Annotated in this window: 13 protein-coding genes and 1 pseudogene; 11 read left to right on the top strand and 3 right to left on the bottom strand. The window is 50.1% G+C overall.

What is annotated here, in order from left to right:
* Positions 1-309: 309 nt before the first annotated feature.
* Together mscL and F6V30_RS17470 are read right to left on the bottom strand one after the other, a co-directional pair.
* A complete protein-coding gene (gene mscL, locus F6V30_RS15240) occupies positions 310-705 on the bottom strand; it encodes a large-conductance mechanosensitive channel protein MscL (protein ID WP_151157833.1) in 396 nt (131 codons plus the stop codon).
* A 340-nt stretch (positions 706-1,045) separates the two neighbouring features.
* A pseudogene (locus F6V30_RS17470) lies at positions 1,046-1,159 on the bottom strand (selenide, water dikinase SelD); the annotation flags it as partial.
* Positions 1,160-1,690: 531 nt separating this feature from the next.
* Here F6V30_RS17470 and F6V30_RS15235 point away from each other — a divergent pair.
* The 3 genes from F6V30_RS15235 to F6V30_RS15225 all read left to right on the top strand — a co-directional run bounded on the left by F6V30_RS15235 (position 1,691) and on the right by F6V30_RS15225 (position 5,029).
* Complete coding sequence (locus F6V30_RS15235) at positions 1,691-3,625, top strand: sulfurtransferase (protein WP_151157831.1); 1,935 nt, start codon at positions 1,691-1,693, stop codon at positions 3,623-3,625.
* 129 nt (positions 3,626-3,754) lie between these two features.
* Entirely contained in the window at positions 3,755-4,591 is an 837-nt protein-coding gene (locus F6V30_RS15230) for a hypothetical protein (protein WP_151157829.1), read from the top strand.
* Between the two features lie 153 nt (positions 4,592-4,744).
* Complete coding sequence (locus F6V30_RS15225) at positions 4,745-5,029, top strand: putative Se/S carrier protein (protein WP_151157827.1); 285 nt, start codon at positions 4,745-4,747, stop codon at positions 5,027-5,029.
* Between the two features lie 44 nt (positions 5,030-5,073).
* On the opposite strand, the gene F6V30_RS17200 is transcribed toward F6V30_RS15225, so the two are convergent.
* Positions 5,074-5,214, bottom strand: a complete 141-nt coding sequence (locus tag F6V30_RS17200) for a hypothetical protein (protein WP_191965729.1) — start codon at positions 5,212-5,214, stop codon at positions 5,074-5,076.
* A gap of 216 nt (positions 5,215-5,430) precedes the next feature.
* Here F6V30_RS17200 and F6V30_RS15220 point away from each other — a divergent pair, with 216 nt between their 5' ends.
* The 8 genes from F6V30_RS15220 to F6V30_RS15180 all read left to right on the top strand — a co-directional run bounded on the left by F6V30_RS15220 (position 5,431) and on the right by F6V30_RS15180 (position 14,332).
* Positions 5,431-5,847: a rhodanese-like domain-containing protein gene (locus tag F6V30_RS15220; RefSeq protein WP_151157825.1), complete on the top strand. Its 417-nt coding sequence runs from the start codon at positions 5,431-5,433 to the stop codon at positions 5,845-5,847.
* A 13-nt stretch (positions 5,848-5,860) separates the two neighbouring features.
* Positions 5,861-6,340, top strand: a complete 480-nt coding sequence (locus F6V30_RS15215) for a cytochrome c family protein (protein WP_151157823.1) — start codon at positions 5,861-5,863, stop codon at positions 6,338-6,340.
* A 4-nt stretch (positions 6,341-6,344) separates the two neighbouring features.
* Positions 6,345-6,557 (top strand): hypothetical protein, encoded by a 213-nt coding sequence (locus tag F6V30_RS15210; protein WP_151157821.1) that lies wholly within the window; start codon positions 6,345-6,347, stop codon positions 6,555-6,557.
* Positions 6,558-6,572: 15 nt separating this feature from the next.
* Positions 6,573-7,070 carry a DUF1573 domain-containing protein gene (locus F6V30_RS15205; protein ID WP_151157819.1) on the top strand — a complete coding sequence of 166 codons (498 nt, stop codon included), beginning with the start codon at positions 6,573-6,575 and terminating at the stop codon, positions 7,068-7,070.
* A gap of 58 nt (positions 7,071-7,128) precedes the next feature.
* Entirely contained in the window at positions 7,129-8,883 is a 1,755-nt protein-coding gene (locus tag F6V30_RS15195) for a UGSC family (seleno)protein (protein WP_273701391.1), read from the top strand.
* A 162-nt stretch (positions 8,884-9,045) separates the two neighbouring features.
* Complete coding sequence (locus tag F6V30_RS15190) at positions 9,046-10,353, top strand: hypothetical protein (protein ID WP_151157818.1); 1,308 nt, start codon at positions 9,046-9,048, stop codon at positions 10,351-10,353.
* Between the two features lie 725 nt (positions 10,354-11,078).
* On the top strand, positions 11,079-12,896 hold the full coding sequence (locus F6V30_RS15185) for a transporter substrate-binding domain-containing protein (RefSeq protein ID WP_151157816.1): 1,818 nt from the start codon (positions 11,079-11,081) through the stop codon (positions 12,894-12,896).
* A complete protein-coding gene (locus tag F6V30_RS15180) occupies positions 12,893-14,332 on the top strand; it encodes a sigma-54-dependent transcriptional regulator (protein ID WP_151157814.1) in 1,440 nt (479 codons plus the stop codon). The genes F6V30_RS15185 and F6V30_RS15180 overlap by 4 nt, the downstream gene beginning before the upstream one ends.
* The last annotated feature ends 100 nt before the right edge of the window (positions 14,333-14,432 follow it).

Raw genomic sequence — 14,432 nt, 5'->3', positions numbered from 1 at the left:
CCGGCCAGATGATAGAGCGCCTTGAGCGCGTATTTGGTCTTTTTCGATATCATATCTAGTTGAACTATAGATAAAATAAATATACCCCGACGTCAAGGACTTTTTTTACCTCATCTCTACCCGATATGGGCAGTGTCCGGTTGGAAAATCGCTTGAACCGGAGTACCCTTTAACGTGTGAATAACAAGGGCTGGTTGCCGCGTTTTTCGGAAAAAATCTTCTTGCTCTGATGGCAAGGCAGATGAACGCCCCTTCGCGAGCAAGATTCCGGAACCTCGCCGGACCGGGGTGCTGAATCGCTGGAGCAAACTATTTTTTTTCCTTGAGCAGGTCCCTTATTTCGGTGAGCAATATTTCTTCCTTGGATGGTGCCGGAGGCGCCGCCGCTTCTTTTTTTCTCAGCGAATTAATAGCTTTTACCACCATAAATATGGCAAAAGCAATTATCGTGAAATCGATGATAGTTTGGAAAAACTTGCCGTAGTTGATAAGCACTGCCGGTTTTTTCTCCACGGCTTCCCTGACAATGATCGACAGACTGGAAAAATCGACTCCGCCCAGCAGGACACCGATCGGGGGCATGATTATATCGCCCACGAAGGATGATACAATCTTGCCGAATGCGGCACCTATGACAATACCTACGGCCATATCGACCACATTCCCTTTTACGGCGAACTCCTTGAACTCTTTCATCATGCTCATGATGGTCTCCCCCTCAGTCGAATCGATTCATTGCGGCCTCTAGCATCATACAATAATTGTATATATTCTAAACTATTAGCACCTAAAACCGATTAGTCAATGATGGCTCGGAATAATTTGATTTGTTTCAGGGGAAAATGTGCATTTGGATATGAAAAATTCCGATTACCAATGCTCAATTATGGGTACAATTTTATTTAATCCCGGCATGTCTCCCGAACCTCCACGACCGTGGGTATTTTTTTGCCGTACTTTGGCTGATCAGCCTCATAGGCGCGCGCCCCATCAATCACCTTTCTGCGGCATTTTCGCCACCACATGAAATAACTCATAAACGTTCAAGGATGTTTTCGTCACGGTAATCCCAAAGTCCGCCCAGAGTTTTCGCCAGGCCCGCAGGGTCAAGTTTTGCGGCTCAACCGGCGGCTTCCATCAGCTGCGTCATTTTGATCATGGCGCGCTCGTTTCAGATAGACTCACCGTTCTCACTTATTGATGCACAAATACTCTAAAACTAGAGTGTCTATTAAAGTATCTAGCATATCATATTGGTGTAAATTGCTATTTACAAAAAATATATTTATATCGATGGTGATTAAATATTGTTACATTGTATCAGCAATATCAATATGTAGTGAAATGTAATTTACGTATCATATATATAAAATTATGTTGCCAAATAATTTATTTCAACAGAAATATGTATTGATAATGTATACTGTTATATGTTATTTGCCGTAATGATTATAGTTATATCGCCATAACTGTAGTTATATTAATAATTGCCCTGATTGGGAAGGGCGCTTTATAAATTGTAAATATATTAACTGCTTGTCGGTGTATTTAAAAATTAAATAGTTCATTCATATGTTATTTATTTTAACAATAGCTTATCTATTTTAACTGGTTATTTTGCATTGAATCTGCTTGGCATCCAAATTGCTCAAAAACTGCCATTTAGAAATAAAATGTGGGGAGAAAAGAAATGAAACGAATTTTGTACGTCCTGATGTTCTTGGCGTTTGTTGGCGTGCCCCTGGGGGGGTGCGGCAGTACCACGGAGAGCAAAGTAAGTGCCGTGTCTACCCTGACGGCCGCCATGAGCGAATTTCCCAATGGGAAGCTTCTCGTATCGGCAGATTCGCTCCAGAACAGCCTGGGAGCCAGGAACCTGATCATTATCGATACCAGGGCGGCTGCCACGTACGCTACGTCCCACATTCCCGGGGCAATCAACCTCCATTGGGCCGATTACCGCGATGGGACCGCCATGGCGCTGAAGCCGCTGGCAACGTTGCAACAGCAGTTGGGAGCGGCGGGCATCACCCGTGACGCCACCATCGTCATCTACGACGAAACCATCAACTCCTGGGGCGCAGCAGGGCGCGTCTTCTGGATGCTCGACTACCTGGGGTGTGACGATATCCACATCCTGAACGGCGGCTGGGACAAGTGGTCCGCCGATAAACGCCCGGCCCAGACCGGTACCAACACGCTCTCTGCGGCCACCTTTACCGCCGCAACCAATCTGCGCACCGACATCTCCGCACAAAAGGAGCACATCGAGAATCGCTTGGGTAACAGCGACTTTGTGGTTCTCGACGCCCGGACCGATGAGGAATACATGGGGTGGCCGCTTTACGGCCAAGCGCGGCCGGGGCATATCAAGGGCTCGGTCAATATCCCCTATACGTGGTTCTATAACTCCGACGGGACCAGCCTCGATTACAAGAATCTCAAGGCCCTGTTTGAATCCCGGGGGGTGACGAGCGACAAGGAAGTGGTTGCGCATTGCACCTCCGGCATCAGAAGCGCCTACGCCTACTTCCTGATGCGGCTCATGGGCTATTCCCGCTGCGCCAACTACGATGGATCGATTCTGGAATGGGCCGCGACCACCCCCGACCTCCCCATGGAGTATGCGGCCAATTACAAACAGGTCGTCTACCCCGGATGGGTTCAAACCCTTATCAACGGAGGGACGCCGGCAACCTTCCCGTCCGGCAACAGTTACAAAATATTCGAATGCAGTTGGGGAACGACATCCAGCACGTACACGACAGGACATATTCCCGGCGCGATCCACTTCAATACCAACAACGTGGAGGCCAGGGACTACCTCAATCCCACTAACGCATTCCCCGTGACCGACGCAAACGAAATCGTCTGGGATCTGGTATCGGACAGCCTGCTGGAGGCCCGGCTTGCCGCCATGGGAGTCAGCAACAGCACAACGGTCATCGTCTACGGCGATAGCCCGATCGCCACGACACGCGTCTACTGGGCCCTGCGCTACGCAGGTGTCGATGTCCGCTTCCTGAACGGCGGCTTGAGCTACTGGAAGGCCAATGGCGGTACGGTCGAGACAACGGCCCACAGCGCCACTGCTGCAAGCTTTACCATCAATCCGCAAAACCAGCTCAAGGCGTTGACGCCGGAGATCAAGACCTATGCGGACTACTATCGCGCCAACGGCACCGTGCCATCGGGAAAAGTGCTCGTCGATGTCCGCGGCATCCAGGAATACACCGGCGAAATCCTTGGCTACAGCGACCCCGTTCTGACGCGCAAGGGGCGCATCCCCGGCGCGGTATGGGGCTATAACGCCGACAGTTCCAGCAGTTACTACGTTGACGGCGACGCCACCCTGCGCAGCTACACCGAAGTGCGCGATATGTGGGCCGCCAAGGGCATCACGTCCGACAAAACCGTTATTTTCTACTGCGGCACCGGCTGGCGTTCAACCCTGGGCTTCCTCTACGCCGATCTGATGGGGTGGCCGAACATCAAGAACTATGACTCCTGGTATGTCTGGAGCACCTTCTATGAACTGGCAAACGGCACCATTCACCGCGATGCCCCGTTCAACGATCCCAACATGCCGATAGATACCGGCTGGTCTCTGCTGACAGCCCTGTAGCATGGCATTCGCCGGGCCGGAGCCAGGGCTCCGGCCATTCCGCGCCGTTCCTCCCGCCGCCCGCCCGCAAGGGGCGCCGGCAGGGGGATGGCGGCGGTGACGGCACCACCTTATCTCAGGAGACAGCGTGTGAATACGTTTCACGTAAAAATAATCGCGGCGGGGCTGCTCGTCGTCACATCCGCCGGCACGGCCTTCGCCGGTGCCTGGACCGCCCCGAAGAACGCCTTGTATGAAAAGCTGTCGTACAGCTACTACTATGCCCACGAGACCTTCGACCAGTCGGGAAATCGCGGCGGCACGGCCAATAACGGGAAATTTACGGACAACAATATCAGCAGCTATTTCGAGTACGGGCTGACCAACGACCTGACGGCGCTCACCTCCTTGACCTATAAGTGGCTGGAAAACGAGGATGACACGAGCCGTTCGAAGGCTTACGGCCTGGGAGACGTGGACCTTGGGCTGCGCTACAAGCTGCTGGACAGCGCTGCGGGCATCGTCTCGACGCAACTGCTCGTCAAGATCCCGGGCGCCTACGACAAGACCGACCCCCTGCCCCTGGGCAACGGCCAGGTGGATACGGAACTCAGGTTGCTCTACGGCCGCTCCCTCTGCCCGTTTATCCCCGGCTACGGCAATGTGGAGGTCGGCTACCGCTGGCGTGCGGACGGTCCGTCCGATGAACTCCGCTACCTCATTGAATTCGGTTTCGATATAACCAAGAATATCTTCACGAGGGCCAAGCTGGACGGTACATTCAGCGTCGATAACGGCAAAAAACAGGACAGCAGCGGCAACCCTACGACCACCAATAATTTCGACCTGGGGAAGCTGGACCTGACCGTGGGCTACAAGGTGACCCCCGCATGGGGTGTTGAGGTGAGCTACCGCCCCGATATCTACGGCCAGAACACGGCCGCCGGGGCGAACTATTCGTTTGCCCTGTACTACAAGACCCCCTGAGAGCGGTGAATGCGACCGGTATGGCCGCCGGCGCGAGTACGCCCCTGTTTTGTGTTCCATTGAGCAAAGGCATCTCTTTCTCCATGAAGACTCACGAGGTGATTGATGCCTCATGTGCAATAGCGCGATACTTTGTAGAAGGAGAGTTGACTGATGGTGCAAGAAGGAGATTTGTTGGCGGTATTTAATTCCAGCCACCGCGTGATGAAGGCCGAGGACACTCTCAGGGCCCTCAGGCTGACAGTGCTGCTTATCCCTGCTCCCCGCCAATTGCAGACCGACTGTGGACTTGCCCTGCGTTTCAGGGGGGATATCCGTGGGCAGATCATGGAAATCCTGGAGCGGGGGCGATTGCTGCCGGCCTTTGTGAGCGAGTATAGAGAAGGCGTGTTCATTACGATTTGGGCTGACGAAACACGCAATACCCACATTATATGAAAGAGGTGCGAAAGGATGACGACTAGAGCGCCACTAGCTTAGTCCTAAGCATTGGTATGTATTCCCCCTTGAATATCGGCATACGCAAAAAATGCGTTGAGACGAAGTCCAATACCGAGGCGAATTGCTGCGAACAGCACCTCACCTGCCCATAAGTTTGCTTCCACTGCAAACTCATCACTCAAATTCAGAATTCCTGCCGCCGTCATAACCGTAGTTATATTTCATAAATCTAGCTATGGTCCCACGAAGTAACTCCAAAAACAAAAGCTAATTAATACATATGGTTGCAGTTTGAACGCTGCTGGCACCGGAATTGCTCTAAAGGGTTTCAGAAGTGGGTTGTGGGTGGCAGCACGCCGCTTTCATGTCCCCATAAATAAATTCATGGAGGTTCATCGATGAGAAGAGGACTGGCGAAAGTGTTGTTTATTGCTCTTGGGCTATTGTGGGCGCTTGGTGCGCCTGCCGCATACGCGGGGCATCCAGATATACCGAGGATAACAAACGACGAATTGAAAGCGTTGATCGATAAAAAAGCCGATATCGTCATATTGGATGCCCAGCTTAAATCGATTTATGACAGCGGTCATATAAAAGGAGCTCTTTCTTTTCCTTGGAAAGCAGATTTGACCGATTCAGACGTTACCGAAATACCTAAGGATAAGCCTATTGTGACCTATTGCGATTGTGGACCTGGTGAAACTGATAGTTCTGATTTGGCTTTTCAGTTGCTTGGTCTTGGCTTTACCGATGTGAAAATACTTTTGAATCCGGCAATCAGAGGTTGGAAGAAGTCCGGCTATCCACTTGAATAAGGAGCATAGAGTCATGATACGTAGATCAGTTTTTCCGCTTGCGGTTGCCTTGTTGGTGTCATTCGGCAATGTGCCGCTGGGGTATTCGCAGCCTGCTGCAGACGAGTATGCCGGAGCGGAAACATGCGCCGGTTGCCATGAAGATCTTGTGAAAGGCTGGAAAACAACGCGTCACGCTAAGGCTTTCGTGACGTTGCAAAAGAAACATCAGGAGACGCTTTCCCACTGTCTCAAATGTCATGTCACCGGTTTTGAAAAAGAGGGCGGTTTTATGGACGGAGAATTGACACCCCAGTTTACCGGGGTCCAATGCGAGGTCTGCCACGGCGCTGCTGCAGCCCACGCCGCAAATCCTGATAACAAAAAAGGCCTTATTGTAAGCCCGGGGGAAAGTACGTGCCGAGAATGCCACACAAAGGGCCAGGATCCGAAGTTTGATTTTCAAAACAAGAAGCTGCTCGTACACGGAGCAGTCAAGAAAGGGGGGAAGTAAAAACATGAGTAGTTATTTGAAGAAAACGTGCTGTTTGCTGTCTGCCTTGTCAATGCTGATGACGGCAGCCTCGGCGTTTGCCGCGGATGTGTTGCGTATCGAACCGAAGCAACATGATTGCGGCGTAGTTGATGAGGGGGTGCCTGCAACCATGACGGCTGTCGTCGAGAACGTCAGTGGCAAGGATGTTCACGTCAGCAGTGTCAAAACAAATTGAGCATGTACTGAAAGTGTGCTTGGAAAGCACACACTCAAAGCAGGAGAAAAGACGGAACTGAAGGTGTCGTTTGCAACCAAAGGAGCGCCGGGCCCATTTGAAAAAATCGTGACCATCGATATCGATATCCCTGCACAGCAACAGGTTGAGGCGGTCATGACCGGCACGGTCAAGGAAGCGCCGGGAGCCAAATTGACGGTCACGCCGCGTAAAATGGACGTTGGCAGCATAAAACAAGGTGTTTCAAAGAGACTGAAACTTGCTGTGACGAACACCGGCACCCTTCCGCTTACAATCAGGAAGATCTTCTTGAAGGGCGGTTCAACTGTGTATTTTGATGGCGTTAAGCAGGGCGACATCAAGATTGGCGAAGGGAAAACGCATAACATCGAGATCGAGTACATAGCCTCCAAGCCAGGAACGCTTAAAGACGTGATCCTGATTGAATCAAATGCCCGGAATGCCCCCAAGGGAGGCATAGCTGTCATGGTGACCGGCAAAAGCGAAGAGTGAGTATTGGAGTTAGCACCACGAATCCCGCTAAGGGATCACAAAAAAAGGAGGAAAGAGTATGCGACAACGAACAGTAGTATCATTTCTGACGACGCTGGCTATCGGCATGAGCTCGATATTGCCATCGATGGCAGCGGCCAAGGAAGATGTTCAGCAATGGGAAGTGCTGAACCCGACGGGTATTGTCGACATCAAGCCTGTCAAACCCGCTCCTCGTCTCACTACGCTGGAAGGGAAGACGATTGTCCTCAGATGGAACGACAAGCACAACGGCAACAATATGTTGGACAGAGTCGCAGAACTGTTGAAAGAGCAGGTCCCATCAGCAAAGGTGATCAAGCTCTACGAAGTTGATAAGTCCACAATCAAGATCAGCGGCTCCCAGAAGGAAAGTGCCCGCATTGCAAAAGTAATCAAGGATTTGGGAGCCGATTTGGTCATCGCCTCCCAAGCCGATTGAGGGTCCTGCACCTCATGGCTGGTGGTCGACCAGTCCGAAGTTGAAAAAGAAGGTATCCCCACAGTTACTATTGCATCCAACCAATTCGTCGCCTTGGCAAAAGGCACCGTTGCCAGTACCGGCTTGCCGGAAATGGCCTTTGTGGAGTGTCCGCATCCACTCGGCATGATCCCGCTCAACGAGATCAGAGCAAAAGCGGACCTGATCTTCCCCGACATCCTGCGTATGGCGACAAAATGGCAGCCGGCACAATCCGCCAAGGTCGAGTTAAAACGGCCATACCCTGCGGAGCACATCAAGTTCAAGGGAACCTACTCGGCCCTCAACAAGATGTTATACGATAAGAAGATGTCACTTGGCCTCCCCGTCATCCCCCCCACTCCCGAGGCTGTAGCAGCCATGCTCAAGGGAACCAAGCATAACCCCGGCGAGGTTGTCTGGGTCGTTCCCCCGCGCCAGGCGCAGTTGACCGTCGAATTGGTTGCTACGCTTGGCGCCATGTCTGGGTGTAAGCCTTCCCACATGCCACTTCTGCTTGCCATGGTGAAGGCCCTCAGCCAGCCCGATTACGATTTCAGAGGGAATATCACCACTACAGCCCCAACCAGCCCGGTCATCGTCATTAACGGCCCGATCGTGAAAAAACTCGGCATCTCGCATTCAACCGCGCTCCTTGGACAGCGTCAACCGGTTAATATCGCTCTCGGGTATTTCGTTGACCTGCTTGCCTATGTCGTCGGCGGTGCTGCTCCCCCTGATGTGGATAAGAGCACCCAAGGTAGCCGCGGCGACTTGGTCGCCTTGGTGCTTGGAGAAAATGAAGCAGAGAATCCGTGGAAAGAGTCGTACGCAGTAGAACATGGCTTCAAGTCGACCGACAACGTGGTCACCGCTTATGGTGCCTACTTGGGCACCAACAATACCGACCACACCAGTGTCAAGGGCAAAGACCTCCTCAATACCTTGGCCGCCGCTTCGGCTGGTACCTCGGCCGGCATCAGTTCGTGTCTCACTAAGTACGACCAGCCGTTTAACTGGCAGAATGCAGTCAAGTTCACTTTCTTCTTCCTCGGGCCCGAACACGCGCAGACCATCGCCCGTGATTTCCCGACCAAACGGGCTGCAGAAGAATACCTAGTCAAGCAAACCAAGCTTCCGATGTGGGGGTACGCGCCTACCCAGTGTGCACTTCCTGCGGGGTTTGGTCCTTGGGACGAAAACACCATGGTGCAGAGGTTCACAACGCCCGAGCAGATCCATGTTGTGGTGACAGGTGGTCCTGGCAAGCAGTCCCAGGTCTGGCCTGCATTCGTGACCGACATGAAACCAGTCCACGTTGTGGTTGAAGATTAAGAGCTTCTACTGACTTGTGGGGAGAAATAGTATTTCTCCCCACATTCTTTTGATCACATAAATAGTGGGAGCGGCTTTAACGCACACAAGGTAATTGGGTGAGTATCAGCCGAATGTATTATTGATGCGCAAAGCTGGTACTGTAACGGAGACTTTGCCTCTATGCAGAGCTTGATAAAGGTGATCGTAATGCGTAATGCGACAATATCCCTTGTAGTGCTGCTGTGCCTGTTTTTCATGGAGACCGGTGTACCGGCTTCGCAACAGGTCCTTGTCTATAACCCCGCCGGGCAGCGAGAGGACGGTGGATATGTAGACCATCTTTTGAAAAAACTTATGATCCAGGCAGGCGTAAAAAAACCAGCTAAAGCTGGCATGTTCTCAGGTGCCAAGATTGAAAAAGTAGCGATCAGCTCCGATGCAGTCGCAGAGGTTAATGAATATTTCTATGACCGGGGATGGACGGACGGTCTTCCGATCATACCGCCCACACCTGAGAAGGTCAGAGAAATGCTGGCAGCAACCGACCTGTCGCCCGACATGGTTATCGCTCCCCTGGAACCGATGGGTGGGGTTGCAACCGTAGAAAAAATTGCTGTTAATGCGGTGATGGCCGGCTGCAAACCCGAATATTTGCCCCTATTGCTGTCGGCGGTTGAACTGGTTGCCGCACCGGAGTTCGATCTGAAGGGGCTGGCCACAACCACGAATCCCGACGTACCGATGATAATAGTAAGCGGTCCCATCTCCAAGCAACTGGCCATAAACTCAGGAGCCAACAGCCTGGGGCGAGGTTGGCGGGCCAACGCGTCTATCAGTAGGGCTCTCCACTTGATCATTCAAAATGTCGGTGGGAGTTGGCCCGGGGTGACGGACATGTCAACTATCGGTTTTCCGGGTGATTTTGCCATGATGCTCGCTGAAAACCGCGAAGCAAGTCCGTGGCCTCCTTTGCAAACTGAATTGGGGGTGCCGGCGGATGCAAACGTGGTGATGCTTTTGGCCGCTGAAGGAACGCACAGTATCCTTGGTATAGGGCAGTCGGATACAGGGTTCCTGAACCTTGTTGCAGCACACTTGGCCGGGCTCGAGAGACCGTACCGTGCAACGATGCTGCTGATCATTGCTCAGGATACAGCAAAAATGTTGGCAGACAAGGGGTGGACGCGGGAAACAATGACCGCCTACATCAAAGAACACGCCAAGATTCCGTTTAAGGAATATAGAGAGCGCTATCTGAGAGGCGCAATACGCAAGGGGGTTCCCGAGTGGGTTTACCGGATTAAGGATCCGCAAACAATGGTTCCGAGTCCCGAGATTGGGAAGCTGCTGATACTTGTTTCCGGGGGGACGGGAGAAAAAAGTATACTGATCCCCGGCTGGTATGACACTGAAATAATGAGTAAAGAAATCAGATTACCATCCTTTTGGGAAGACCTGCTGCAAAAACGGGAAGCCTTAAAAAAATAGTTTAAAAGGAAGGAGCGCAAGGCTCTCATTCCCAAAGGGAGCTACGAGGAGTCGATGTTCTTAAAACGGCAGGTGTGCTTGGCGCCGCCATGTTGACGGGGGAAGTGCTCGCGCTGCGTGGAAATACGCAGACGAGCAACGTGCTTTCTGGTCTGATCGATAGGCAAAGGCGCGTTCTGCTTTTGGTCGCGAAAATTGTGTGATCTCAGCCGCCCTCGGGCAGGCTCAGAACCCTGTACCTGCGGTTGGAATGGCCGATTTCATCGAACGGTTGAAAAGTGTAATTTAAAAGGCCCCGATCGATCTTATGGCGAGAAAGAATTCGGCAAAACTTTTAGGACTTGATGGAACTTACCTTGAATACGTTTCATGCGCTATTTGCTTGGCTGGGCCGCCGGCAATTTGTGGGCAGATGGATCTTGAATCATCTGCCCTCTTGGTTGTTGGCAATAAGGTTGAAAATGGTTAGGACGTTTCATATCAGGATATTCCGCTCAATATCCCAGCAGATCTGTTCACACAATGGGTGAATTTTGCCCTTCCGGCGCCATGGGGGGGGTGATGTCCGTTGTTAGAAAAAATGAACTGAGGTGTCATTTTGCGTCGAATCGAAGCCGATTTCACAGTTGAAATTTCCCTAACATTTCTTCTCTTGTGTTCAATGAGGTGGGTGCGATATAATTAATAATATTAAATAAATATTTTTTATTTTGAGGCGTGTAGGCATGCATCAAGCTCTGCAATTGTATGTGAATTCCAAAGTAACTCAAAATTTGCGGCAACTATTTCTGGGTATAAAAGCAAACTTAACCATTCACCGTATTCCGGCAATAATGGTGCTTTGTTGCTGGCACGTATTGTGTGTTTTCCCTGCCATGGCTGAACCACTGACAGAGAACCGCCCTATCATTGTCGGGGGAATCATCAGTCACCCACCGTTTGAATTTCTTGACCAAGAAGGCAAATTCACCGGTTATGGTGTGGAGCTCACCCGCGCTATTGCCAAGACGATGGGGATGAACCTCCAGTTTACCATTGAACCTTTTGGCTCTATTCGGAGATCGCTCTATAACGGAAAAATAGATGTTTTAATGGACATTGCATATTCGGAATCGCGTGCAAAATATTTCGATTTTTCCCCCCATACGATAGTCGTTTTTTCAATATTCGGCAGAAAGGGAGCGCTTCCGATAAGCCCTTCTGAGACATTGAAAGGCAAGGATATCATGGCGTTGAAGGGCAATGTGATTTCAGACCTTGCAATAGAACAGGGGTGGAACGATTCTCTGACTCTTTTTGATACTGATGAGCAAATACTGCGGCTACTTGACTCCGGGATGCATGAGTATGCAATTTTGCCCAAAGATGTGGCCGCCTACCTGATAAAAAAGCTGGGACTAAAAAATGTTGTGTATATTGCAGAAACCCAGAATGCTTTCAACTATAGTTTTGCCGTCAGGAAGGGAAATCAAGAATTACTTCAGCAGTTTACCCAGGGACTTGCTATTCTGCACAAGACAGGCCAGTACAAAAAAATTCATGACAAATGGCTGGGAGATGGCCTTAAGCCACACAGGGAAGCGTGGTTACAGACCATTAAAATTGCTGGATCCTTAACAGCTTTATATCTGGTAATACTCAGTGTTGTCTTTATATGGTCCCGCACCCTGAAAAGTAAGGTTGCACAACGTACTGCCGCACTTGCGCAAGAGGTTAAAGAGCGCCAGCGCGCCGAGGATGAGTTGCGTCGCAACCAGGAACAATTGATACAGACGAGCAAGATGGCTGCCATAGGCACGCTTGTGTCTGGCGTAGCCCATGAGATTAACAACCCTAATGGGCTGGTTCTTTTGAATGTGACAATGCTGTCGGAAATGAACGAGACTATCAGACACATCACTGAGGAGTGGTACAAAAAAAATGGGGATTTTGCCATCGGGAAGTGGCAGTACTCGCAGATAAGGGAAAATCTTTGGTATCTGCCGGCTGAAACGCTCGAAGCTTCAAAACGTATTGGCCGCATTGTCAATGACTTGAAGAATTTCAGCAGAAGCACCATTCCTCAGCAGGATGAAGTCGTAGACTTGAATTCCGTTGCAAAAACAGCAATAAGGCTCGTCGATACTTCCATAAAACAAGCGACGGATTCATTTGTCGCCCACTACGCCGAAGATTTACCGAAAATTCGCGGCAATTCGCAACGTATCGAGCAAGTCATTGTCAACCTGATCATGAATGCCTGCCAAGCTCTCTCCAGTCAGGATGAAAGTATCGTTCTGAGAACCGGTTACAATGAGAGCGAACGGGTGGTCGAGCTCCAGGTTTCCGACGCGGGCGTTGGCATCGCTCCGGAGCAACTTCAGTATATTACGGATCCTTTTTACACGACTAAACGTGAACTGGGCGGTACCGGGCTCGGGCTTTCGGTGAGTTCCACAATCGCCAAAGAACATGGGGGAGTGCTTACCATAGATTCAACGTTGGGCAAGGGGACAACTGTTACTCTCGTACTACCGGCTGCCGCGAATGGAGCTCTTGCATGAAAAAAAATCTATACCCAGCGTTTTCAGTCCTACTTGTCGATGATGAATTGCCGTGGTTGCGTTCTTTAACCATGGCACTCAATGGAGAGGGAGGCATTAATAACATTATCCAATGCCAGGATAGCCGGCAGGTGCTGGACATCATAAATGAACAGAACGTCGGGCTCGTTCTTCTCGACCTTACGATGCCGCATGTTTCTGGAGAACAACTTCTTACTACGATTTCAGAAACGTTTCCATCTGTATTTGTCATTGTTATTACTGGCATGAACCAGGTTGATTATGCTGTTCGCTGCATGAAAGTCGGGGCATTCGATTACTATGTAAAGACAAATGATGTAAATCGCATAATCACAGGAATATTACATGCCATTCGCATAATTGAACTACAAAGAGAAAGCAGAGATGTACGCAGTAGGCTGCTGACCGATCGTTTGGAGAACCCGGAAGCCTTTAGTGATATTGTAACCACAAGCAAGAAAATGTTTGCCATTTTCCAGTATATAGAATCAATAGCTTTAAGTAAGCAGCCGGTCTTAATAACCGGTGAAAGCGGCGTCGGGAAAGAGTTGATCGCCAGGGCTTTATACAAAGCATGCGCCTATGACAAACCTATGGTCTCTGTAAACATAGCTGGACTTGACGATGCGATGTTCTCCGACACCTTGTTTGGCCACAAGCGGGGCGCATTCACCGGTGCGGATGATTCCCGCAGCGGGCTTGTAGAACAAGCGGAAGAAACGATACTGTTTCTCGATGAGATTGGAGATTTAAGCCAGTCGTCGCAGGTTAAGCTACTGCGGCTTTTACAGGATGGAGAATATTATTCCGTTGGGGGCGACCAGTTAAAGCGTACAAAATCCAGATTTGTCTTGGCTACTAACCATGATTTGTTAAGCAAGCAACAATGTGGTGAATTTCGCAAAGATCTCTTCTATCGGCTGCAAACTCATCATATCCATATACCTCCGCTCAGGGAACGCAAAGAAGACATTCCCTTGTTGCTTGAACATTTTGTTAAAGCGGCAGCACATGAGCTTGGTTTGAAATGCCCCCCGAATATCCCGAAGCCAATCCCTGCATTATTGTCACGCTACGCATTCCCCGGAAACATCCGCGAACTGCGATCCATAGTATATGATGAAGTGTGCCGGAATAAAATAATGCTGTCCGCCGATGGCTTTAAAGATGTAATTAATTATCGGCAAGAAATAGAATCTAACCCTGATGCCTGTATATTGGGAGATGCTGCAATTTTACAGGTTTTTCTCAACGCACAACGATTACCTACTTATTCCGAGGTTGAAGACATCTTGACTGAGGCTGCTTTAGATAAGGCAGGTGGAAACCAGACGCTTGCAGCCAGAATGCTCGGCATCTCACAGCCAGGTCTGAGTAAACGTATAAGCTCTTGTAAAAATCGTATAAACAAATAATCGCTATTATATAATGACTATTTGTATAAATATTTATGCGGTAAACAATATTATATAAGATGTGAATAAATATAAATTTACAACTATTTATTTAACAAAT

The organism is Oryzomonas sagensis, from assembly GCF_008802355.1.
Taxonomy (GTDB): domain Bacteria; phylum Desulfobacterota; class Desulfuromonadia; order Geobacterales; family Pseudopelobacteraceae; genus Oryzomonas; species Oryzomonas sagensis.
The sequence above is the reverse complement of the archived record's forward strand: the minus strand, read 5'-3'. Positions and strand labels throughout refer to the sequence as shown.